The organism is Enterococcus italicus (assembly GCF_023743875.1).
GTDB classification, from domain to species: domain Bacteria; phylum Bacillota; class Bacilli; order Lactobacillales; family Enterococcaceae; genus Enterococcus_G; species Enterococcus_G italicus.
This window is the reverse complement of record NZ_JAMRVB010000001.1, coordinates 829,050-853,556: the sequence shown is the minus strand read 5'-3', so window position 1 is coordinate 853,556 and position 24,507 is coordinate 829,050. Positions and strand designations below refer to the sequence as shown.

Annotated in this window: 21 protein-coding genes, 1 other RNA gene and 1 pseudogene; 5 read left to right on the top strand and 18 right to left on the bottom strand. The window is 38.9% G+C overall.

All coding sequences use genetic code 11. The features are described 5' to 3' along the window. Position 1 precedes the first annotated feature (1 nt). From NE257_RS04110 to NE257_RS04080, 7 genes are all read right to left on the bottom strand, one after another. On the bottom strand, positions 2 to 1,297 hold the full coding sequence (locus NE257_RS04110) for a solute carrier family 23 protein (protein WP_040366559.1): 1,296 nt from the start codon (positions 1,295 to 1,297) through the stop codon (positions 2 to 4). After that, positions 1,290 to 1,832 carry a bifunctional pyr operon transcriptional regulator/uracil phosphoribosyltransferase PyrR gene (pyrR, locus tag NE257_RS04105; RefSeq protein ID WP_071859059.1) on the bottom strand — a complete coding sequence of 181 codons (543 nt, stop codon included), beginning with the start codon at positions 1,830 to 1,832 and terminating at the stop codon, positions 1,290 to 1,292. The genes NE257_RS04110 and pyrR overlap by 8 nt, the downstream gene beginning before the upstream one ends. A 221-nt stretch (positions 1,833 to 2,053) precedes the next feature. Then, a complete protein-coding gene (locus NE257_RS04100) occupies positions 2,054 to 2,962 on the bottom strand; it encodes an RluA family pseudouridine synthase (protein WP_007208298.1) in 909 nt (302 codons plus the stop codon). Further along, positions 2,955 to 3,422 carry a signal peptidase II gene (lspA, locus tag NE257_RS04095; protein ID WP_251885836.1) on the bottom strand — a complete coding sequence of 156 codons (468 nt, stop codon included), beginning with the start codon at positions 3,420 to 3,422 and terminating at the stop codon, positions 2,955 to 2,957. Before lspA ends, NE257_RS04100 begins: the two co-directional genes overlap by 8 nt. Positions 3,423 to 3,438: 16 nt before the next feature. Further along, positions 3,439 to 4,128 carry a CBS domain-containing protein gene (locus NE257_RS04090; protein ID WP_251885835.1) on the bottom strand — a complete coding sequence of 230 codons (690 nt, stop codon included), beginning with the start codon at positions 4,126 to 4,128 and terminating at the stop codon, positions 3,439 to 3,441. A gap of 122 nt (positions 4,129 to 4,250) precedes the next feature. After that, a complete protein-coding gene (locus NE257_RS04085; protein ID WP_251885834.1) occupies positions 4,251 to 5,924 on the bottom strand; it encodes a formate--tetrahydrofolate ligase in 1,674 nt (557 codons plus the stop codon). Positions 5,925 to 6,032: 108 nt separating this feature from the next. Then, complete coding sequence (locus tag NE257_RS04080) at positions 6,033 to 6,434, bottom strand: EbsA family protein (protein WP_251854625.1); 402 nt, start codon at positions 6,432 to 6,434, stop codon at positions 6,033 to 6,035. 72 nt (positions 6,435 to 6,506) lie between these two features. On the opposite strand from NE257_RS04080, the gene NE257_RS04075 reads away from it, so the two are divergent. Next, positions 6,507 to 6,911, top strand: coding sequence for a ribonuclease HI family protein (locus NE257_RS04075; RefSeq protein WP_251851544.1), 405 nt, complete (start codon positions 6,507 to 6,509; stop codon positions 6,909 to 6,911). On the opposite strand, the gene cls is transcribed toward NE257_RS04075, so the two are convergent. The 3 genes from cls to NE257_RS04060 form a co-directional block, all read right to left on the bottom strand. Next, a complete protein-coding gene (gene cls / locus NE257_RS04070; protein WP_251854624.1) occupies positions 6,906 to 8,369 on the bottom strand; it encodes a cardiolipin synthase in 1,464 nt (487 codons plus the stop codon). The two genes, NE257_RS04075 and cls, sit on opposite strands and share 6 nt — an antisense overlap. 256 nt (positions 8,370 to 8,625) lie before the next feature. After that, positions 8,626 to 11,268 carry an alanine--tRNA ligase gene (gene alaS / locus NE257_RS04065; protein WP_007208305.1) on the bottom strand — a complete coding sequence of 881 codons (2,643 nt, stop codon included), beginning with the start codon at positions 11,266 to 11,268 and terminating at the stop codon, positions 8,626 to 8,628. Between the two features lie 269 nt (positions 11,269 to 11,537). Beyond that, positions 11,538 to 12,590, bottom strand: coding sequence for a DUF7278 family profilin-like fold-containing protein (locus NE257_RS04060; RefSeq protein WP_007208306.1), 1,053 nt, complete (start codon positions 12,588 to 12,590; stop codon positions 11,538 to 11,540). A 105-nt stretch (positions 12,591 to 12,695) separates the two neighbouring features. Between NE257_RS04060 and NE257_RS04055 the strand changes: the two genes are divergently transcribed. After that, positions 12,696 to 13,646: a DNA-deoxyinosine glycosylase gene (locus tag NE257_RS04055; RefSeq protein ID WP_251885833.1), complete on the top strand. Its 951-nt coding sequence runs from the start codon at positions 12,696 to 12,698 to the stop codon at positions 13,644 to 13,646. Between the two features lie 89 nt (positions 13,647 to 13,735). Here the strand turns inward: NE257_RS04055 and NE257_RS04050 are convergent, their stop codons facing one another. From NE257_RS04050 to NE257_RS04015, 8 genes are all read right to left on the bottom strand, one after another. Further along, positions 13,736 to 15,085, bottom strand: a complete 1,350-nt coding sequence (locus NE257_RS04050; RefSeq protein WP_251854623.1) for a DEAD/DEAH box helicase — start codon at positions 15,083 to 15,085, stop codon at positions 13,736 to 13,738. A gap of 200 nt (positions 15,086 to 15,285) precedes the next feature. After that, a complete protein-coding gene (locus tag NE257_RS04045; RefSeq protein WP_007208309.1) occupies positions 15,286 to 15,657 on the bottom strand; it encodes a hypothetical protein in 372 nt (123 codons plus the stop codon). 77 nt (positions 15,658 to 15,734) lie between these two features. Continuing rightward, a complete protein-coding gene (locus NE257_RS04040) occupies positions 15,735 to 16,370 on the bottom strand; it encodes an HD domain-containing protein (RefSeq protein ID WP_251885832.1) in 636 nt (211 codons plus the stop codon). Continuing rightward, on the bottom strand, positions 16,370 to 17,869 hold the full coding sequence (locus NE257_RS04035; RefSeq protein WP_251885831.1) for a carboxypeptidase M32: 1,500 nt from the start codon (positions 17,867 to 17,869) through the stop codon (positions 16,370 to 16,372). Before NE257_RS04035 ends, NE257_RS04040 begins: the two co-directional genes overlap by 1 nt. Beyond that, a complete protein-coding gene (locus NE257_RS04030) occupies positions 17,866 to 19,041 on the bottom strand; it encodes a THUMP domain-containing class I SAM-dependent RNA methyltransferase (protein ID WP_251854621.1) in 1,176 nt (391 codons plus the stop codon). The genes NE257_RS04035 and NE257_RS04030 overlap by 4 nt, the downstream gene beginning before the upstream one ends. A 105-nt stretch (positions 19,042 to 19,146) precedes the next feature. Next, positions 19,147 to 19,510: RNase P RNA component class B (gene rnpB, locus NE257_RS04025), an RNA gene on the bottom strand. Positions 19,511 to 19,523: 13 nt separating this feature from the next. Then, positions 19,524 to 19,940: a cell division regulator GpsB gene (gene gpsB, locus NE257_RS04020; protein ID WP_007208313.1), complete on the bottom strand. Its 417-nt coding sequence runs from the start codon at positions 19,938 to 19,940 to the stop codon at positions 19,524 to 19,526. Between the two features lie 67 nt (positions 19,941 to 20,007). After that, on the bottom strand, positions 20,008 to 20,556 hold the full coding sequence (locus NE257_RS04015; protein ID WP_251852410.1) for an SLOG family protein: 549 nt from the start codon (positions 20,554 to 20,556) through the stop codon (positions 20,008 to 20,010). Between the two features lie 56 nt (positions 20,557 to 20,612). On the opposite strand from NE257_RS04015, the gene recU reads away from it, so the two are divergent. From recU to NE257_RS04000, 3 genes and pseudogenes are all read left to right on the top strand, one after another. After that, the gene (gene recU / locus NE257_RS04010) at positions 20,613 to 21,236 is read left to right on the top strand and encodes a Holliday junction resolvase RecU (protein WP_040366565.1); all 624 of its coding nucleotides are present in this window, start codon (positions 20,613 to 20,615) and stop codon (positions 21,234 to 21,236) included. Next, positions 21,226 to 23,487, top strand: a complete 2,262-nt coding sequence (locus tag NE257_RS04005; RefSeq protein WP_251885830.1) for a transglycosylase domain-containing protein — start codon at positions 21,226 to 21,228, stop codon at positions 23,485 to 23,487. The genes recU and NE257_RS04005 overlap by 11 nt, the downstream gene beginning before the upstream one ends. Before the next feature lie 17 nt (positions 23,488 to 23,504). Beyond that, a pseudogene (locus NE257_RS04000) lies at positions 23,505 to 24,507 on the top strand (transposase family protein); the annotation flags it as partial.

Below are 24,507 nucleotides of genomic sequence, written 5' to 3'. Positions count from 1 at the left end.
CTTACTTTTCTTCGCTTCTTGCTTGTTCTGGTAATATCAGATTTAGAAAAATCCCTAGTACTGTTGCTAACGCCATTGAAGATAGCGTAAATGTTCCTGCTTGGAATACCAATCCACCAATACCGACTACCAAAATAACTGAAGCAATCAACAGATTTTTCTTTTTATCAAAGTCCACTTTGTTTTCAATCAATATTTTCAAACCACTTGCAGCAATGACACCAAAGAGGACAAAGCTAATCCCCGAGATAACAGGATTTGGAATACTTAAGATTAGTGCAGTTAATTTTCCGACAAAGCCTAAGCCGACCGCTAAGACAGCTGCGCCACCGATGACAAATACACTATGCACTCTGGTGATTGCTAATACCCCAATATTTTCACCATAACTTGTGACTGGCGGTCCACCGACAAAACCAGCTACGACTTGAGCAAGTCCATCTCCTAGCAGTGTTTTGTTTAGACCAGGTTCTTCAAAGAAGTTACGCTTAGTTAATTTATTTAACACCATTAAGTGACCGATATGCTCTGTCATCGTGACAAAGGCAATCGGTGCCATCGTCGTAATCGCTCCGATATGCAATGTTGGTTTGTATTCGATAAACGGTACTTGAAAGTCCGGTAGTGCAAACCAATGGGCATCGACAATCGGTTGTACATCGACAATCCCCACAAGCAATGCTAAGACATAGCCACTCACGATACCTAGTAAAATGGGAATTAACCCTAGAAAGCCTTTCAGGTACATGTTAAAGAAAATTGTAATTGCTAAAGTCGCTAGAGCTACAAAGACGTATTTGAAATCATAGACTTGGTTGCCGTCTACTGTCCGATACATGGCATTGTTTGCGGCAGTCGCTGCTAACCCTAATCCAATAACCATTACCACCGGACCAACGACAATCGCTGGTAAAATTTTATCCAACCATGCTGATCCAACCTTGCCAATCACGATTGAAACGATGATGTATACTAACCCGGTAGTCATCGCCCCTTGTGCAATCGCTGGATAACCATCTGTTTTCATTAATAATTGCATCGCTGCAATAAAGGCAAAGCTACTTCCCAAATAGGCTGGAATTTTCCCTTTTGTTACAGTTAAGTAAACCAATGTTCCTAGTCCAGAACTCACCAATGCAATCCCAGGATTGATTCCGACTAAGATTGGAACTAAAACTGTCGCACCAAACATGGTGAATAAATGCTGTAAACTTAACCCTATCCAATGTAGCGGTGCTGGTTTATCATTAATATCTAATACTGCCTCGTTGTTCCGAAAGTCACTTTGCTTACTCATTTCCATCCTCCAGTTGATCAATTAAGATACGATCATTTCCATCTAACTCTTCCATCTCTACGACAATTTCTTCTGATTTTGAAGTAGGAATATTTTTTCCGACAAAGTCAGCACGAATCGGTAATTCACGATGGCCACGGTCTACTAATACTGCTAATGAGATTCTTCTCGGACGGCCATAATCCATTACTGCATCCAGTGCTGCTCGGATGGTACGACCGGTGTAAAGTACATCATCCAGCAAGATGACTTCTTTGCCTTCAAGTGCTACTGGAATATTGGATAATTTCGCGACTGTGCCATCATTTTTTTGATCATCGCGATAGCCAGTAATATCTAGTTCTCCAACTGGAACTTCTACGTTCTCTAATTGTTTCAAGCGTTGCGCGATACGTTGCGCAATATAGATGCCACGCGTTTTAATACCAATTAAAACTAAATCCTCAATCCCTTTATTGCGTTCAATAATTTCATACGTAATTCGTGTTAATGCTCGTTTCATGGTTACTGCATCAATGACTTCTTTTTTTACCACTGCTAATTCCTCCTCCAAAATTAATAAAAAAACTCCTGCCTAATGTAAGGCAGGAGTGAACATGCTCGTATTCTTTCGTCTGGATATAGACGAAACCAATTAGTAACTAACTTTGCACGCATGCATCGTAATTACTATTCACAACCTTCTTAGCCTCACGGGACTATCATTAAAGGATTACTATTTATTTTTTCTTACTATACCGTTAATTAAGTAAAAAATCAATCACTTTTCGGCAATTTCGCTAACGTTTTTTTGAAAATTTCTGGTAAAGGGGCTTCAAATACCATTTTTTCTCCTGTCGAAGGATGCGTAAAACCTAATAGCTTCGCATGAAGAAACTGACCATTACCTTTAATCGTCCGCTTTAAGCCGTAGACCGGATCGCCAACGAGTGGATAGCCGATGTATTGCATATGCACACGAATCTGGTGCGTTCTCCCCGTTTCAAGTTGAAGCTCGACTAGCGTATAATCTTCATAGCGCTCAAGCACTTGAAAATGCGTAACCGCATCTTTGCCATTGTCGACAACCGCTTGCATCTTACGATCGACTGTTGAGCGGCCAATTGGTGCTCGAATGACACCTTTATCATGAGGAATCACGCCATGGACTAGTGCGACATATTTTCTTAATGAGGTTTTATCTTTCAACTGCTTTGCTAAATCTTCATGTGCTTGATCGTTTTTAGCAACCATTAATAGACCTGAAGTATCTTTATCAATCCGATGAACGATTCCCGGTCGAATGACACCATTAATCGATGACAACGAATTTAAATGATAGATCAATGCATTTACCAAGGTGCCATTCGGGTGTCCAGCTGAAGGATGGACGACCATTCCTTGTGGCTTATTGATGACTGCGACGTCCGCATCTTCATAGACAATTTCAAGCGGCAAATTCTCGGCAATTAAGTCCAAGGTCTCTGGTTCAGGGATTTGAATGGTAATCCGATCTCCCTTTTGCACTTTATAATTGGCCTTAACAACAACGCCATCGATTTTCACGCATGCTTCTTTTAGCCACAGTTGAATTTGCGAGCGGCTATAATTCGCCAATTTTTCGGCCAAAACTTTATCAATACGGCCTTTTTCTTCAGTGATACTTATTTTTAATTCCTCAGTCATTATGAGTTCCTTTCAAACGTTCTTCAAAAAATGTGTAGATAAACAAACAAGCCACACCGATACAAAGAGACATGTCTGCCACGTTAAAAATGGGAAATTGAATAAAATCTAATTGAAACATATCAACGACATAGCCCAATCGAATGCGATCAATAAAATTTCCTAGTGCACCAGCTAAAATCAGTGAAAAACCGACCATTAGTAATACATGACCACCGCGATTTTTAACCATAAAATAGAGAATGGCCGCAACAGCGACAACGGTAATAACGGTAAAAAAAGCTAGTTTCCCTTCGAAAATACTCCAGGCTGCGCCAGTGTTTTGCAAATACGTCAGCGAGAACACATTGGTAAGAACTGGATGTGACTCACCTAGTGGAATTGCAGAAACAATGGCACTTTTTACCCATTGATCCAATCCGACAATCAAAAAACTTAACAAAAAATATCCTATTAACATATAATCCCATCCATTTCTATTGTTCTACTAAGTCACGTGGGCGAATAATTCCAACTAGATTGCCATTGGGTTCGCCGTCTTTGGTAATCAAAATGGCTTCTAACGTAGCATTTTCAGAAAATTGTTCTTGTACATAGTCTATCGTTGTGTCACTAGAGACAAATTGATAGTTTGTTGTTTTATTATCTGCTTCAAGTAGGGCACTGGCAGTTAATTGCTTAATACGTTCAGCCGAAATGGGATAATGCTTGGCAAACCAAAACCCCAAAATCCTTAAAGTTAATAATCCTTTAAATTCGCCGTCTCGATACATCGGAAACTGCGAATAGCGTTCTTTAGCAACGATACTAAGCAATTCTTCAAGCGGCAAATCAACAGTAAAGCCAGTCACTTTCTTAGCAAAGCGCGGCAATACTTTTTCGGGCTCAAATAATTCCTTTTCAATCAGCTGGATTCGGGTGATGACCCAATCATTTGGCTCTGCAATCACAAAATCTTCACCAATTTGATCATGAACAATCGCATTTCGTAATTGTGATAACTGCAAAAGGTCATCTTCATATTTTTTTATCGGCAAATCTGAGCGACGAGCTAACTTACGAACCATCTGACTAAAGCCCATCTTGGTTTCACTTTTCAATTGATTTTGCATCCATTTTTCGATACGGTTAAACGCACTAATAAAAATTTGTGCTCTCTCAGCCATGATACGGGTCCCCTTTCTATCGAGTGAACTTATTAAGTATACCTTATTTTTGCTTCCCAGCAAGCTATTTCAACCTAAAAAAATGGTGACCTCTTATCAAAAAAGGACACCAGTCTAACTATTTAAAACAAACCAATCGCCTGACCATCGTCAGTGACATCCATATTTAATGCTGCTGGGCGTTTTGGTAGCCCAGGCATGGTCATGACGTCTCCTGTTAAAGCGACAAGAAAGCCTGCGCCTAACTTAGGGACAAATTCTCTAATGGTCACGTCAAAGTCAGTCGGCGCTCCTAATTTTGTTGGATCGTCGGAAAAAGAATATTGCGTTTTAGCCATGCAGATTGGTAACTCGTCCCAGCCATATTGTTTAAATGATTGGATTTGTTTGGTTGCTTTTTGGCTGAATGTCACTTGCTTACCACCATAGATTTTTTTTACAATTGCTGCTGTTTTTTCTTCAATGCTCGCGTCGTCTTGATATAGTCGTTGATAATTTGTCGTTCCATTCCCTGCTGTCATCTCTACAATGGCTTGCGCTAACTCTTCACCGCCAGCACCACCTTGCGCCCATACGGCACAACGTCTGATCTCTACTTGATCTGCTTGACACAAGTCGACAAGTGTTTGAAATTCTGCTTCCGTATCAGTCACAAACTCATTTAATGCAACAACTACAGGTATTTGATAGCGTTGCATATTTCTGATATGTCGTTGCAAGTTTGCATAGCCCTCTTTCAGGCTAGCAATATCTTCCTGTGCTAACTCATTTTTAGGTAGCCCACCATGCATTTTCAACGCTCGAATCGTAGCGACAATCACAATGGCATCTGGTGCTTTTCCTAAAACAGGTACCTTGATATCTAGAAATTTCTCGGCACCTAAATCCGCACCAAAGCCAGCCTCTGTTACTACAAACTCACTCGCATGCAAAGCTAACTTAGTCGCCATGACACTGTTGCATCCATGTGCGATATTGGCAAACGGCCCTCCATGAACAAATGCCGGTGTTCCTTCTAACGTCTGCACCAAATTGGGTTTCAGTGCATCTTTTAATAGTAACGCCAAAGCTCCTTCAACTTGTAAATCGCTGACTGTTATCGGTTCTTTTTGATAAGTATAGCCGATAACAATCGCACCTAACCGTCTTTTTAAGTCATGGATGGAATCAGCCAAACAAAGGATTGCCATAATTTCACTCGCAACGGTAATATCGAACCCATCTTCGCGCGGCACGCCTTGCATCGGTCCGCCTAAACCAACGACAATTTGCCGTAAGGCCCGATCATTCAAATCCACTACCCGCTTCCAAATGACACGACGGGCATCAATTTGTAAAGCATTGCCTTGCTGCATATGATTATCAATTAATGCCGACAATGCATTATTAGCTGTCGTAATCGCATGCATATCACCGGTAAAGTGTAAGTTGATATCCTCCATTGGTACCACTTGAGCATAGCCACCACCTGTAGCACCACCCTTCACTCCCATGACTGGCCCTAAAGAAGGTTCACGTAAGGCCAATGAAGTTTTGGCGCCTATGCGGTTTAAGCCATCTGCCAAACCAATACTAACAGTTGATTTCCCCTCTCCTGCTGGTGTCGGATTAATGGAAGTGACCAAAATTAATTTACCCGATGGTTCACTATCTTTTGCTTTGATTGTTTCAAAAGGGATTTTGGCTTTGTACTGGCCATATTGCTCGATGGAATCAGGTGAGAACCCTACTTTATTTGCTATCTCTGTGATTGGTGCCATTGTGGCTGCTTGTGAAATTTCAATATCTGTTTTCATAGATTCCTCCAATTTACGAACATTCTAACGATAAAGATGAATTTCATCCATCATTAGGTCTTTATTATAACAAATAAACTCGAATTTTAAATTAATAATAATAATTTCTTACTTTTCTCCTTTAAGACTTTCGCATTTTTTCCATTCTTCGATAAAGCGCAATTGATTTTTCTTAGACATCCTACACACGAACTGCTCATTGAAAAGTTCAATACAGATATGGTTATTGACTTGCTTGATTGAACGGATGTTCGCTAATGAAAGCGTCCGTCTTTTCCAAAAACGAGCATAAGTAATTCGTAAGGAGTTTCGATCTAGAATAATTTTCCGTCGCCACCCTAGAAAGAGAATAAATAGTGAAACTATCGTAAGTAAAATACTAGCTGGATATGGTTTTGCATTTTCCAAAGCCATAATCAAACTAAAGAAAAATAAAAACAAGGCACTCGACCAAAAAATTAAACTCGAGGCCGTTTCAGGTTGCCAGTGAAATTTTTTTTGAGACGGCATGCATAAAACTCCTTAAGCAATGTTTGATGATTTTTTGTATAATAAATGCAAAATGAAAGGATTGTGACTGTAGTGTTAAAAATATATATCGACGCATCCACAAAAGGAAATCCCGGACCAAGCGGAGGGGGATTTATGATTATAGGAGAAGGGCTTTATGTTCAAAAATCCTTTCCATTTACTCAAAAATTGACGAACCACCAAGCAGAATTTTCCGTCTTATCTTCATTATTAGACTATTTGCTTGAAGAAAACTTAGTGGAACATACGATAACCATACATACCGATAGCAAAGTAGTCGCTCAGGCAATTGCCAAAAAATTTACGAAAAATTCTGCTTTCGATTCGCTTGTAGAAGAAATCTTGATTAAATTTGCTTTATTTCCTTTATTATTTTTAAAATGGATCCCAGAATCACAAAATAAAGGGGCCGATCATCTAGCTCGTCAAGGTTTGGCCAAAGCGCTAAAATTATAAGATAGGCGAAAGTAAGCGCGAGAAGTTTTGCTTAAATCGCAACCATCTGGACTGACTACGGATCATTTCTCGTGTTAATTCGACCGAATGTTTCATATCCTCTTCAAAAATTTCTGCTAAAGCCTGGTTCACTTCTTGATTGTAAGCAAAGGCACTCACCTCAAAATTCAGTGCATAGCTCCGGATATCTTGATTAGTTGTCCCAAAACTTGAAATCGTATCATCCATAATGAGCGTCTTCGCATGAATAAAACCATTATTATAAATGTAGATTTTCACGCCGCGCTTTTGCAAATAATTCGCATAATGCTGCGTCGCACGGTAAATAAACGGATGATCTGGCATACAAGGAATCATAATTCGGACATCGATTCCTGATCGCACAGCAATGACTAGTGCAGTAATCATGGAATCATCTGGAATCAAATATGGCGTTTGAATCCAAACGCGCTTCTCAGCTCCTAAAAGCATCTTGATAAAGCCGCCTCTAAGGATTTGCTCCTCGCTATCAGGTCCATCTGCGACAATCTGCATGGTAACATTTCCTGCATCTTTGGGATCCGGTATTGAAAAGAAACGAGACTCGTACTCCATCATTTGTGACTCTTTTTTAACAGAAGCATTCCAATCTTTGATGAAAATCTCTTGCAGACTAAACGCAGCAGTACCCACAATTCTGGCATGCGTATCACGCCAATACCCAAATTTTTTGCTTTCACCTAGGTATTGATCACCAACATTGAAACCACCTGTCCAGCCAATTTTACCATCGATAATGACAATCTTACGATGTAAATGATAATTTAATCTTGTCTTACGAATTAAATTCCGCGACGTAATAAAAGGCAATACTTTTCCACCTGCTTCAATCAGCGGTTTAAAGAATTTAATGGATGTTTTACCGCCCCACGGATCAAATACTAGGCGCACAGAGACACCTTCTTTTGCCTTTTCGACTAGTACATCTAAAAATTGGTTACCGATCTTGTCGTTAAAAAAAGCATAGTATTCCACGTTTACGGTATCTTTCGCTGCTCGAATGTCGTCAAACAAAGCTGCAAACTTTTCTTTCCCATCCGTATAAAAGTCAACTTTATTCCCTTTTGTTAGTGGCGATTCTTCCACGTTATTGAAATAATTATTTAATAACTGCGATTCTACCGTTTTAACGGTCTGATGGTAATGCTTATTGTTTTCTTTGATTAGTTCATTAATTTCTTTAATACGCATCCGATGGGTATCTTTAAAGCGATACATCGCCTCGCCATCAATTCCACGCCCACAAAAGGTATACAAAATAAAGCCAAAGACTGGGAAGAAAACCAATGTCAACATCCAAGCAAATACACTAGCAATCGACCTTGGTCTACGAAATACCGTAATAAATGCCCCAATCGTGTTTAACATAATTAAAACGATTAACGCATCGTATAACAAAGTCATATCCATTTTTACCATTTTATTCCTCCCGCCTTAGTTAACAACTAAGCCCCTCTACTAAAAGCACAAATATTACAAAAATTATAACACAAAAAAGAGAAAGTGACAGAAGACGGTAAATCAGGAAATCGATGGCATTTTTTTCATCTATGGACTGATATTTTTCTCATTCAATCAGAAAAAATAGCTTTTACAACTAATGCACATGAATTGTTCGGTTTCTTGATTTATTTGGCTTCTGTACTGTTCTCTTTTTTCTATTCTTACAGTATTGTTAGTTTGCTGTTAACCATTCACTAACAGCTGCTAGTGCATCCGGAATACCGGCAGGATTTTTCCCACCTGCTTGCGCCATATCCGGTCTGCCACCGCCTCCGCCACCAACTTTTGGTGCGATTGCTTTGACTAACTCGCCTGCTTTGTATCCTTTTTGAATTGCTTGCTCACTCATCGCCACTAACAAATTGACTTTCTCATCCGCAGCAGTAGCTAGTACCAATACATCCGAAATCGCCTTTTGCTTCCATTGGTCTGCTAATTGACGCAGTTGATTCATATCTTTGACGTTCACTTGTGAAGCAACATAGGTTACCCCGTTGACTTCTTTGATATCTGTGAAAATATCAGATGCTTGTTGATTAGCTAATTTCGTTGAAAGCGTGTCATTTTCTTTTTGGGCTTCTTTTAATTGTTGTTGCAATTGATCAACTTTGCTTACGACTTCTTTTAGTTGTGGCGATTTTACTAATGAAGCTACTTGTTTTAATTGTTCTTCTTGCTCACGTGCAAGTAAATACGCTTCTTTGCTAGTTACGGCTTCAATTCTTCTTACACCGGCACCGATTCCTGATTCAGAGACAATCTTAAACAAGCCAATGTCTTCCGTATTTTTGACATGATTTCCTCCACATAGCTCAATCGACCAATCTGCAATATTCACTACGCGGACATCATGCCCGTATTTTTCACCAAAGAGTGCCATCGCACCCATTGCTTTTGCAGAATCAATATCCGTCTCAACAGTGACAACTGGTAGAGCTTCCCAAATCTTTTCATTGACAATTTGTTCCATCTTCACTAATTCTTCAGGTGTCACTTGACCAAAGTGAGTAAAGTCAAAACGTAAATGCTCTGGGGCCACTAAAGATCCAGCTTGATTGGCATGTGATCCTAGGACTTCTTTTAATGCTTTGTGCAGCATATGAGTAGCTGTATGGTTCTTAATTGTTTTGTTGTGTTTAGCAGTATTCACTTGTAAAAAGTACTCAGTTCCTTCAATTAATTGACCTTTTACTGTTACTGTGTGTAAAAACTGACCATTTGGCGCTTTTTTAACATTGGTTACGTCTGCTACAATCATGCCCTCACTGTTGACGACGATACCTGTATCGGCTACTTGACCACCCATTTCAGCATAAAATGGTGTTTTAGCAAAGATTAATTGTGCTGAACCTTCATCAATTTTTTTGACAAATGCATCGTCACTTATAATTAAAACGAGCGCTGATTTTGCTTCCAAATCCGAATAGCCGACATAGTCACTTTCAACTTTGATATCAGTTAATAGTGTCGATTGTACACCCATTGATTGCTCTTTTGAACGGCCTGCACGGGCACGGTCTCTTTGCGCTTGCATTTCTTTTTCAAAACCTACATGATCCACTTTTAAGCCAGCATCTTCAGCTACTTCTTCAGTTAATTCAACTGGAAAACCATACGTGTCATACAATTTAAAGATGGCTTGACCTGCTAACGTTGTTCTATTGTTCGCTTTAACATCTTCGATTACTTCGTTTAAGATAGCTAATCCTTCGTTAATCGTTTCGTGGAAGCGTTCCTCTTCATTTCGCACGACTTTTTCGATAAAGGCTTGTTGTTTTAATACTTCAGGATAGTAACTTTCCATAATGTGGCCAACTACAGGCACTAATTTGTATAAAAAGGCTTGTTGAATTCCTAATTTTTGTCCATGCATTACTGCACGACGCAACAAACGTCTCAATACATAGCCACGACCTTCATTTGAAGGAAGCGCACCATCACCTATCGCAAATGATAAGGCACGGATATGGTCAGCAATGACTTTAAAGGATACATCCGTTTGTAAGCTATCCCCATAATGCACACCTTGGCTCAGCTCTTCTACACTATGAATAATAGGTAAAAACAAATCTGTTTCAAAGTTAGTTGGTGCATTTTGGATAATTGAGACGACACGTTCCAAGCCCATACCTGTATCAATGTTTTTATGTGGTAACGGTTCATAGGTGTTGTCTGGTTTATGGTTGAATTCAGAAAATACTAGATTCCAAATTTCTAGGTAGCGTTCATTTTCTCCACCAGGGAAGTTTTCCGGATCATCTTCCGCAATGTCTAAATATTCTGGACCACGGTCATAGAATATTTCGCTATCTGGACCACTTGGACCCGCACCAATATCCCAAAAGTTATCTTCAATTTCAATAATGTGTTCTGGCGTCAAGCCAATTTCTTCAGACCAAATGCGTTTTGCTTCGGTATCTTTTGGATAGACTGTGACGTATAGTTTTTCAGGGTCAAAGGCTAACCATTCTGGTGATGTCAAAAATTCCCATGCAAAATGAATAGCATCTTCTTTAAAATAATCACCGATTGAAAAGTTCCCTAACATTTCAAACATGGTATGGTGACGAGCTGTTTTCCCAACATTTTCAATATCATTGGTACGAATTGATTTTTGCGCATTTGTAATTCTTGGGTTTTCAGGGACCACACTGCCATCAAAGTATTTCTTTAAGGTAGCAACACCTGAGTTAATCCATAATAAGGTCGGGTCATTTACCGGCACAAGCGATGCGCTTGGCTCTACTGTATGTCCTTTTGAACGAAAGAAGTCCAAAAAAAGTTGTCTCACTTGTGCACTTGTCAGTTGTTTCATGAATTCTCCTACTTTCTATCATTATAAATAAAAAAACATCCTTGCAGACAAGGACGTCTACACGCGGTACCACCTTGTTTGCAATGATGTTTGAATCATTACCTCTTAAGACTCGTTAACGCGGAGTAACGTCAATGTTTCCACTGAATCAAAAAAAGGGAGCAACTTACTTTCTGTTCTCTCTCACCAACTAAGAACTCTCTTGTTTTGAAAGAAGTCATGTCCTTTTCTACCCTGTGAAGTATAGCGAAATTCCTCTGCATTGTCAATCATTCCGAGCGAATGATAATTGCCTTACGATAATTATATTCTAGCGGTGATAACTTTGCCTGCCGATCAAAACTGTGGCGAGATCGATAATAACTAGCTTGTGGCAGTAAATCTAATAAGGTCAAGCCCGTTTGCTCCCATTGCTCCCCTTTGACACAAGTCGAGTCGGTTAATTCAAAACATTGAGCTAATGATTGAAACGACAGACCAAACATGTTCTTACTTTCGATCATTTGTTCAATGTACGCGTGTTGATCCGGTGTGTCGCTGCTCACCATATTTCCCCAGCGGAATAACTTGCGACTTCCTGCCCCTATGGCATACTCCCATTGATCTTCATCTAGTAAATCAAAGACGTGATTCGTCAATTGATCGTTTAATTCATCATAGCTACTAAGTTGATGCACATATACATCATAGCTTTCTTGATTTGCATTCAGTTTTGCAAAGAATTGATTTTCTTTATAGAGCGTAGCGGGTTGTTCACAACTAAGACTTTCTTCAAAAGTGACTGGTGCTAAAAAAGCCGCTTGAAAGTCTTGTTCAATTGTTTGAAAAATCTTTTGTTGGCCAAAAAATTCACCAGTGATGATATGAAAATGGCCGATAAGCTTCGTTCCGACAGGCTGAGGAGTCTTTTGGACAAACATTGGTAGAATATCTTTTTTTCTAAGTGGACTAGTCGATTCATTTAGAAAGGTCGTCCAATCATCTTTGGTTTTTAGCTGATAGTTTCGGATTATTTTTTTGACTTGCTCTGTTTCATTTTCTAATTTGTCATGCCAAGCAGTTGTCGGCAGACCATTGACGCCCGAATCCCAACCAAGAATCGTATCCGTATTTCCTGGGACAAAGACAAACCATTCCCCGTCAATTTGAAATTCAAACGTTTGGCATTTAATACCGTCTTGCGCACAGTCAATATACCGTACATTAGACACTTTTTTTAATGGACTAACAAAATACATAAGTAATTGGCTAATTATTTGTACCTTCATTTCTTTGGCTAGCGTTTTCCATACGCTCCAATCTAGGACCTCGTAGAAATTCATCTTTTCACCCCATCATTGTTGCTAGTTGTATTATACTTATATTCTCACAGGAAATCAGTTAAAAGTAAAACACTTTTTTGCTAAATAACAGAACGGAGGATAAAAATGACTTCTGGATTTCATCCCGTCTTCTCAAAATCAACTAAAACCTTGATATTAGGAACTGCTCCAAGTGTAACCTCCTTAAAAAAACAAGAGTATTATGGTCATGTCGGTAATCAATTCTGGCCACTCTTTACTTCCTTTTATCGACTAGATCCTTTGTCTTATGCTGAGCGCTGTCAGAAACTACTAGAGTTTCAATTAGGATTATGGGATGTCTACAATCAATTTCAACGAATAGGAAGTTCCGACCAATCCTTTGTATCCACGACTGTAAATACATTTGATTCTCATTTCTTACGAGAGCAACTCTCATTGATAATTTTTAACGGAAAAAGAGCGGCTAAAGAAGGAGCAAAACAAGCTTTCTTTACCGACAAATTAACATTGACTTGCCCTTCAACTAGTGGTGCAAACAATGCGCAGGCACATGTAAGAGAACAAAAATGGTTCCAAGCATATCAACTTCATGAGCATATAAGAAAAAGCTCACTCGCTAAGTTCCATTTATTTTTTGGTCATTCTGATACACTAAAACAAGCAGTCTTTGCGTTACGACAGGAAGTGTTTGTTCATGAACAACAGATTTCAGAATTAGATGAATTTGATTGGCGCGACCAGACAGAGGATACCAACTATTTTTTAGTGACGTCAACTGACTTTTCTCCAGTCGCAACCATTCGTTTTCAAACCCTGTCACCTACGACCGTTCAGCCCGATCGTTTCTGTGTGCAAAGCGACTATCGCATGCAACATATCGGCTGGGATCTATTAACTCTTTATGAATTGTACGCTTCGTTCCACGGTTTTCACACCAGTATTCTCAGTGCTGAATTAACAGCTATTGATTTTTATCAAAAGCTGGGCTATCACACGTCGGGCGACTCCTTTTACGAAGATGGCATTCTTTGCCAAAAAATGACCAAAAAACCAAAAAACTGTAAAAATGGATGAAGACAGAATTATTTAATCACAAATTAAAAGACCATAAACTTCAAAAGTTGGAGAAACAACTTCTGGATTTATGGTCTTTTTGGTCAGGATTATTGGCTTGAATTTTTTTTGTGTTTTTTCGCTTGGCGCGTCTTTTGACGTTGCTCAATTCTTCGTTTTTGTTGTTTTGACTTATCAATTTCCCACTGAATTTTTTTCTTGTAACCAGGTTTAATTTTTTTCTTTTTCTTTTTCACCATACCAATTAAAGTCGGATCTAATACATCTTGTGTTTTTTTCTCACGCTTCGTTCGACGATTACGATCGTACGTAGAAATAATTTCACCATTTTTAATTTCTTTCGGCTCAAAAGATATCCCTAAGGCTTCGATTGCTTCAATTTGTGGCTCTTGCGATGGATCGTAAAGCGTGATGGCGATACCACTTAGTTGATTTCGACCAGTTCTGCCTACACGGTGAATGAAAAAGTCTAAATCGTCAGGAATCTCTGCATTTATGACATGTGAAACGCCCTGAATGTCGATGCCTCTTGCAGCTAAGTCAGTCGCAACGACATATTGAAATTCCATATTTTGAACTTGCTTCATAACCCGCTTTCGTTCACGAGGACTAATGTCACCATGAATGGTAGCTACTTTTAAATCTTGTTCTTTCAAATAATTGGCAATTTCATTCACACGTTGTTTCGTATTAGCAAACACGATGGCCAAATATGGATGCCCAACCGTTAACAATTGATACACCAAATGACTGGTATTTTTGCCTTTCGTTGAAATCAACCAATTATCAATTGAGTCCGAAATTACCGTTTTCGAAGCAATTTCTTCAATCACTGGATTTTGCATGTATTTTTTTAAGAATGGGCGTAGCTTTTCTGGAATCGTCGCCGAAAAGACTAAAAATTGAATATCCTCAGAAAATTTCGCAGCAATTTGATCGACTTCTGGTAAAAATCCCATATCCAATGCCATGTCTGCTTCATCTACGACAAAAGCGAATGCCGTATGAATCTGAAGCGCTTGTTCATTGATCATATCTAAGATACGACCTGGCGTTCCGATGACCACTTGCGGCTGTTGGTTCGCGATGCGGTCCACTTGTCTTTTTTTATCCGTTCCACCAACAAAATTCATAACACGAATTTCTGTTTCGGAAAATGACGCCAGTTGTTTGGCTTCTTGATAAATTTGACTAGCTAATTCCCGACTTGGTGCACAGATTACGACTTGAACTTCATTTTTTTCTGGTTGCACTTTGTCAAATAATGGCAGTAAAAAGGTATGGGTTTTCCCACTGCCCGTTTGTGATTGACCAATTAGGCTCTTTCCTTTGCTAATAATTGGTATTAATTTCTCTTGTACTTCAGTAGGGTGTACAAATCCCTTATCCGCCAAGGCGGTTTGGATATATGGTTGAAATGCAAATGAGGTAAATAACATTTACGCACCTTCTTTCTCTAGACATCTTGATTAGTATACCACAGATTTACTCTGCATTTGATTGTATTTATGCATTGTTGATTTCAAAACTCTTAGTAATCATTCGTAGCCGCTACAAAAAAACTATAGCAAACAGATACCACCACTCACTCGAACAGATCAAATGAATTGGAGGCATAAGAATCTATTTGCTATAGCGTTTAATTCGTATGAAAACCATCCACAAATTCATAATAATAAAAAGATATGGGTTTCTTTTGACTCGCAACTGTCAGTAGCGACAAGTCCATTTGTACGAAAGCTTTATCTAAAACCATATAATAGTTATCTTCTAACGCTTGCTCTATATATGGTAAAAGTTCAGCTTCATCACCTTGCTTTTCAAGCAAGATTTCTTTGACTTGTTCAAATACTCGTGCATCCTTAAGTCGAAAATAGCACTCTTCATATTTATAAAAGGCTAATTGGAAAAGACGCTCTTCCAACTTGGCTTCAACTATGAAGAAACACTCGGAAACATGGGGAAGTACTCGTAACAATTGATCCGGCTTCATCGCCTGTTGAAAAAACATGAAATCCTCTCCTCTTATCCTTATTATATGAAATTCATATCGAAAAGAAAACAAATCGACTCATATTCTAAGAAAAACTAAAGAGCCATTTCGTTAAAAAACTCTGTTAAAAAAGATTCCATAAAAACTTTGCGACGTATTCCTTCTTTTTTTCCAGTTGGCGTGTTCATTAGGTCGGGTAACAGAAATAGTTTTTCATAAAAATGATTAATGACTGTCGAACCTTTGCGGTAGTCACTTTTTGATGAATATGTGCGCGGTAAAAGATGCTTATCAAAAATCGGATGGCCATTTGATCCACCAAAGTAAGCCGTTCGCAAAATTCCTTGGGCACCAAGAGCATCGATTCGATCCGCATCTTGCACAATTTGTCCTTCTATAGACAAGGACTTCTTCTCCTGTAAATTCGCAGAATAAGACATACTGTCTAAAATAGCGATAATTTGGTCAGCTTGCGTTTCTGTCGCAATTTGACCGAGAAATATCAGTAACTCTTCCCGCGCGCTTGTAACGTCAGCGACAACTTTGTCATCGATGGTATCATGTAATAGAGCGGCACTCTTAGCTACAAACTCATCTACAACAAAGCCATCTTCTTGGATAATTTTTTCAACCCATGCCAAAACCCGTTTGGCATGCTCAAAATCATGACCTGTACGTTCGTCTGTCAACTTCTCTTGACTATAAGCACTTACTTCTGCAAATGAATCCATTAGTTTTTCACTTGGTAGACGTCAAAGTAGATTTTTTCCATATAATCCAAGAGATATTTCGGATTTAACGCCTCGCCCGTAGCATCCATAATCAGTTGATTTGGCTTTCTAGAAGCTCCATACTGATGGATGTGCTCTGTTGACCATCGTTTAATTGGTGAATAGTCATCCGAGGCTAAAATCTCATCGATTGCTAGCTCTTTGCCCATCGCATGGTACAACTGTGCGGCATACATATAGCCAAGTGCGTATGAAGGGAAATACCCAAAGCTACTTCCTGACCAATGCACATCTTGTAAAATACCAGTCAAATCATCTTCCGGACGAATGCCTAGATACTCTTCATATTTGTCATTCCATAAAGTTGGTAAGTCATCAATACTCACTTCTCCGTCAAAAATTAATTTTTCAATTTCGTAACGGATAATAATGTGTAATGGATACGTTAGACTATCTGCTTCGATGCGGACTAAACTTGCTTGCGATTTTTTTAATGAACGATAAAAATCTTCAAAAGAAATGTCAGCAAATGTTCCTTCTGCACATTCTTGGAAGAATGGGTATTGTTTTTCCCAGAAAGCTCGATTACTGCCGACAATTATTTCGTTGAATAACGATTGCGATTCGTGAATGCCCATCGATGCCCCTTCGTGAGCGGGTGTATACTCGTATTTTTCATCGATATTTTGTTCATACATCCCGTGACCAGCTTCATGAATAATACCAAAGACAGCCATCATAAAGTCGTTTTCATTCCAACGAGTCGTAATCCGAACATCGCGATGATTGATTCCTGTCGCAAATGGATGAATGGTGTCATCTAAGCGACCACGTGAAAAGTCATAGCCAAGATCAGCAACTACTTTTGTAATGAATCGTTTTTGTTGCGCTTTGGACATGTGGCGATTCAAGAAATCAGTCACTGGTTCTGTCCCTTCCGTAGCCAATTTCTCACGAATTGTCATAATTCCCGTGCGCAATTCAGAAAAGACTTGGTCTAACTTAGCAGTTGTCATCCCTGGTTCATATTGATTTAGTAAAACATCATAATTAGTGGACTCATCTTTTTTCCAATACGGAATTAATTCTTTCGTCAAGCGAATGTTTTCTGCCAATGCCTCTTTAAAATAAGCATAGTCATTCTCTTTTCTAGCTTTTTGCCATGCGCCATGCGCTTTAGATGTCGCAGCTGAATAAGCTACCATCAATTCATTAGGAACGGCATGATTTAATTCATATTCCTCTTTTACTAGTCCAAGAGCGACTTGGCCCACTTCCGTTAATTCTTCTGGCTTATCTTCAAAATAGGTGATAGCTTCTTTAATTGTTGCGCCGATTTTCTTTTCAAAGTAGAGACCAGCTAGATAGCCTATCGTTTCTCCACGGTATTCGCTGCCTTCTTCTGGCATACCGGTTTGAGAATCCCACTCTAAAATTGCAAGTGTTTGTTGCAACATATCTAATTCTTTTAATTCTTGTAAAAAAGTGGCTTCGTTCATTTTACCCCATCCTCTTCTTTTTTCACTCTCGGTGGACGTTTTCCCCAATATTGGAAGTAGTCCGTACGCAACGCTCCATTATAAAGCTTGCGTTTTTTGGTTGCTTTTTGCCCATAAAATTCTTCAAATAATAAATCACTCGTCAAAATATATTTACTCCACGTATCAAGAGGGCGAAAGACCTCTCCCATCTCTTCATACAATTTACGGACAGTCTCTTCTTCACCTAGACGTTCACCGTAAGGAGGATTCGCAATAATCACACCATATTCTTTTTCTGTTTTAAAATCTTTGACTGCTTGTTGCTTAAATGTAATGGACGAGCCTAGCCCAATTTCATCGGCGTTTGCTTGTGCAATCTCAATCATTCTACCATTGATGTCCGTACCAGTAATATCAAGCTCGCAATCATAATCAGCCAAGTCATCCGCTTCAGAACGAACCTTCGCAAACACTGCTTTATCGACCCAATCCCAACTTTCACAAGCAAAGATTCTGTTAAAACCAGGGGCAATATTGTGACCAATTAACGCTGCTTCAATACAAAGCGTACCTGACCCACACACAGGATCAATTAACGGGCGATCTTTACGCCAATTCGTCAACATAACTAGGGCAGCAGCCATATTTTCTTTTAGTGGTGCGCCACCTTTTTCAAGACGGTAACCTCGCTTAAACAAACTAGGACCCGTCGTATCAAGAGTTACCATGACGTGATCTTTTAAAAGAGCCACCTCAATTTTAAACAACGCCCCTGTTTCTGCCAATGGGATTGACGCCGGACGATGATAATACTCTCTTAATCTATTGACAATGGCTTTTTTCGTAATTGCTTGGCAATCTGGTGTACTGAAAAGCTTGGATTTGATTGATTTACCAGCGACAGGAAACTCTGCATCGAGTGGCAATAAATCTTCCCATGGTAAGGCTTTGACATTTTCAAATAATTGATCAAATGTGAGTGCATCAAATTCACCTACGACAATTTTGATGCGATCGGCTGTCCGTAACCAAAGATTGGCTTTGGCTATTGTCTCGATCGTACCTTCAAAGCGTGCACGGCCATTCTCAATTTGACAGTCAATCCCTAGATCTCTTAATTCTTTACCAACTAATGCTTCTAATCCACTTGCTGCTGTCGCAACTAATTGAAAGGTTTGGTTGTTTTTCATAATTCACTCCTCGTTTATTGACAGGAAATGTATCTCATCTAAAAAAATGTAGCTATTTCCAAAAAAAAACCTTCCAATTGGAAGGAATCCCTGATTACTGTGATTTTCTATAAGCCATGTTTTGTCCAATTATTTTACAGGGAGCAAAATAATTTGGATAATCATCTATCTGCAATTTCTTGCCTCTTTGTTCCGTTCATTTCCGTTCCAAAAAGCGCCCCGACCATTGTTTGGGTTGCTCACTCGAGGGGTTTACCGCGTTCCACCAAATCAATTTCTTGATTTGCTTCGTCACTGTGGCACTTTCAAGGATACTGAAGCATAGCAAAGCCTTAGCTCTTTTTCCTGCCGTTACCGTATAGGTACCCTAGCTTATGGTTTCACTAGGCACGAACACTACAAGCATCGCAGCTTGTGTGAGCATGGACTTTCCTCAGCCTACCTATGTAGACCGCGATTATCCGAAAACCACAATTTTTAACTTAAAATTGTCTTGTTCGTTCGTTGTCGTCTTCTAATTCCACTTGGGTATAATTAGACGTAACAACTGGTGTCGTTTTTTCTTCAATTTTTACATCTTGATGCAATTTTTTACCGAAGACTTCTTTTTCTAAATTCGATAAACGCTTCAAAATATCAAAATTAGTTACTGTTTGACTTTTTGGTAGTTCTGTTTGAACACGTGAATTTACAACAGACTGTGTTTTGCTCAGCTGTGCGACTTTCGCATGCAATTTGTCATTTTCTTCTTGCAATTCGAGGATGCTCTTGGCATACGTTTCGTAATCTTTAATAACATTATCTAAAAATTCATCCACTTCAACCGGATCATATCCACGCATTTTATTTTTAAATTCTTGTTGTAAAATATCTTTTGGCGAATAAATTAAATCTGACATCTGTACACCTCTTCTCTAATATACCATATCTGTCTCTTATCATATCGAAAAACTAGTCATAAATCAATTAAAATCCGTCAGCCCACACGCTATTTTGTAAATCATCCATCGTTAATTGATAGACAACGTAATCTGCTTGCTCTTCGTATCGTCGAGCTTGCTTATAAAAATGCTGGCATTTGCCAATATATTCCTCATCATAAATAACAAAACTCGCATCAGAATGCGTCAGCAAAAATTGGCTATGATTTTGTAACTGTGCTTTATTCTGATACGGTGCATGGCTGACACTCCCAACATAATCAGCTTTTGCGACTAAGTTATCTCGTAGCTGTTGGTTTGATTCATTCCAATTCGAGCCAAATTCAAGATATGGAAATAGAACTCCTAATTTTATTTCCGGATACTCTTTTTTTAAATCGAGTACGACCTCACCTCCCCAGACTTCAATACCCAAATTACCACCAACTAAAAACCATTGATAGCCATCCTCGATAAATTGCCTTACTTGCGAAGTTAAACTTTTTTTAATAATCGTAATTTTTTTATCTGTAGCTTGAAAAATTCCAAGTTCGCTTGCACGATAACCGGTGATTACTATGCGCTTCACATACATCCTCTTTCCTTTATTTATTGCTTTTTGGTATACTGATTGACAGGAGCGTGATAAAAGTGGTAATACACTATCCAAACGGTCAAGCAAGACCTAGTCATCAGCTAAGTAAACCAACCATACTTGAAGGCAACAAAAAAAGCAATTTTGCTAATCGCGGAATGCGTTTTGAGGAAGCTATCAATCAAAGCAATGACTACTATTTAAGTCGCAATATAGCAGTTGTCCATAAAAAGCCCACACCTGTCCAGATCGTTTCGGTCGACTACCCTCGAAGAAGTGCAGCTGTGATCAAAGAAGCGTATTTCAAAGAAGCATCGACCACGGATTACAACGGTGTGTACAAAGGAAGGTATCTTGACTTTGAAGCCAAAGAAACCAAAAATAAAACATCCTTTCCACTAAAAAATTTCCATCAACATCAAATCACTCATATGAAAATGTGTGGCAATCAAGGGGGACTTTGTTTTGTTTTATTATGGTTTTCCACCATACAGAGATGCTTCTTTTATCCAAGCCCTCTCTTAGTTTCGTATTGGGAGACAAGTCAACGTAAATCTTTACCTCTCGGAGTAATTGAGCAAAATGGAATTGAAATTTCTTTAGGTATCGCTCCAAGAATCCCATATATTCAGGCAGTTGATGCCTATATTCAATCAAAGGAGACTCAATATGGCAAATGAATCACGGACCAATCGGCACAAAAAAGAGCCACAGGAAAAAACCAAAAAAACGGCACCTAAAAAGAAAAAAGGAAAAAAATCAGTCCACTCTATCATTGGTAAGATTTTTTTGGCACTTCTATTTTTAGGATGTATCCTCTTTCTCGCCGGCGTTGCACTTTTTGCATACTATATACGCGATACACCCAAACTAACTAATTCCGCACTTGATGCAACGGTATCATCTCAGTTGTACGCGGCGAATAATGAAAACTTTATCGACATCGGCACGGAAAATCGAGTAAAAATCGATCCTACTGATGTTCCCGAGCAACTTGCAGATGCGATTGTCTCTATTGAGGACAAGCGTTTTTACAAACATATTGGTGTCGATCCCATTCGGATAGTCGGCTCAGCAATTTCAAATATCTTTAAAGGAACAAAACAGGGTGGAAGCACCTTGACACAGCAACTTGTAAAACTATCCTACTTCTCAACAAATGAAGAAGATCAAACTTTCAAACGAAAAGCGCAAGAAGCATGGTTATCCGTCCAATTAGAACGTAAGAAATCAAAACAAGAAATCCTTACCTACTATATCAATAAAGTCTATATGGCCAACGGTGTATATGGGATAGAGACCGCAAGTGAAACCTATTATGGAAAGTCATTGAAAGAGTTAACTTTAGCACAAACAGCCTTACTTGCCGGTCTGCCAAATGCACCATCTTACTATAACCCATATGTAAATCCAGACGCTGCAAAATCCAGACGAGATTTAGTCCTACAAGCTATGCTAGACAATAAAAAGATAAGTCAAGCTGAATACGAAGCAGCCGTTAAGAGTGATGTCTCCGACGGCTTGCAAAAATTGGCAACAACGGATTCGAATTGGAAATACTACGATAACTATATTAAGCAAGTAAAAGAAGAAGTTAAGGAAAAAACGGGTAAAGATATCGATACTGCTGGATTAAAAGTGTATACCAATCTAAATATCGATGCTCAAAAACAATTGTACACTATCGTTAACTCTGATGAATACGTTAGTTACCCTGACAGTGAGATGCAAGTCGCATCTACGCTAATCGATGTAACCTCTGGTAAAGTCGTAGCGCAAATTGGTGGTAGAAATATCCCGGAAGACACGCGTTTGGGTACCAACCTTGCCGTAAGTACTCAAAGAGATTTTGGCTCTACTGTGAAGCCAATTACCGATTATGGACCTGCTTTCCAATATCTCCATTACTCGACTGGTAGATATATTACCGATGAACCTTACAATTACGAAAATTCGTCGACTGCCTTAAAGAACTGGGATAATTTGTATTATGGCACACTAACCTTAAGAAGAGCTTTAGCTCTTTCACGAAATGTACCTGCCGCCAAATTATTCGCAGATGTGGGTGTCGATGATATCACAACTTTCCTTAAAGGCTTAGGAATTGAGTATAAATCAATTTCTCAAGCTAATGCTATTACAAGTAACACAGAGCAAGATGGCACCAAATATGGCATATCAAGCTTAAAAATGGCCGCTGCCTATGCTGCATTTGCCAATGGTGGTACCTATTATAAGCCACAATATGTCAATAAAATTGTCTTTCCTGACGGTACTGAAAAAACATATAGCGCTGAAGGAACAAAAGCAATGGATGCAGGTACCGCTTATATGATCACCGATATATTAAAGGATGTGATTAGCGGTCTAGGTAATAATGCTGCCATTAACGGCTTATACCAAGCTGGAAAAACCGGGACATCCAATTATACCGATGAACAATTAGCGCAGATTACATCGCCCTACTCCGTCTATCCAGATACGACATTTGTCGGGTACACACCACATTATTCGATGGCTGTTTGGATTGGCTATAATAATATTTTAGACCCAGTTACTAGTCAATCAGCCCATGTAGCAACAGATGTCTATCGCGAGCTGATGACATACGTCTCGTCATCTGTTGAAAATACGGATTGGGAAATGCCTAATGATTTAATTAGAGTTGGTAATGAATTATACTTTAAAGGGACTTACCAAGCACCTGTCCAATCATCAACAACTATTCAACAGTCAAGCTCAACATCAAGTACTAGCAGTTCCTCATCCTCAACAAGTGAATCAAGTAGTAGTTCATCTACTAGCTCTTCTGAGGAAGCTGAGAGCAGTTCGAGTACTGAATCAAGTACAAACACTACACCTAGCAGCTCAATATCAAGTAGTAGCGAAGAACAACAATCTTCAAGCTCTTCCAGTTCAGAAAATCAATAAAAAAGAGACTGCAAAAAATGTCCAGATACACGCACAAAGACCAGAAAATCTCAGATAAAAATTTAGAAATTATAGATGTCTCTTACGAGACAGTGAACAAAAAACAGCGCTTAGTGATCAACGCAACGCTATCTCCTTGCCCGCAAGCTTGTAAATCATGTGGATCCACAGGGAAAGACAGTGATGGTAAAACGGTAATTGTAAGAAATGGCAAGAAAAAAACTACCATACGTTTTGATGAATATAATCATATGCCGATGGTTATGCAATTAAAAAAGCAGCGCTACAAATGTAAAAATTGTGAAACATATTGGACTGCACAATCTTACTTTGTTCTTCCAAAACATTCTATTGCCCATCATTTAAGATACAAAATCATTTCTTTACTAACGGATAAAGTTTCTTTGAGTTTTATTGCTAAGCTTTGCACGGTGTCTTTAATTACAGTGATTCGAATACTAAAAGAACTCAAAAGCTATCTTCCAGGAAACGCTAAAAAGGTTCTTCCCAAAGTATTGATGGTGGATGAGTTTCGATCACATGCTTCACTTGAAGATAAAATGAGCTTTATTTGTGCAGATGAAAAAGTGGAGCCAGATAAAAATTTAGAAATTGTAGATGTCTCTTACGAGACAGTGAACAAAAAACAGCGCTTAGTGATCAACGCAACGCTATCTCCTTGCCCGCAAGCTTGTAAATCATGTGGATCCACAGTGAAAGACAGTGATGGTAAAACGGTAATTGTAAGAAATGGCAAGAAAAAAACTACCATACGTTTTGATGAATATAATCATATGCCGATGGTTATGAAATTAAAAAAGCAGCGCTACAAATGTAAAAATTGTGAAACCTATTGGACTGCACAATCTTACTTTGTTCTTCCAAAACATTCTATTGCCAATCATTTGAGATACAAAATCATTTCTTTACTAACGGATAAAGTTTCTTTGAGTTTTATTGCTAAGCTTTGCACGGTGTCTTTAACTACAGTGATTCGAATACTAAAAGAACTCAAAAGCT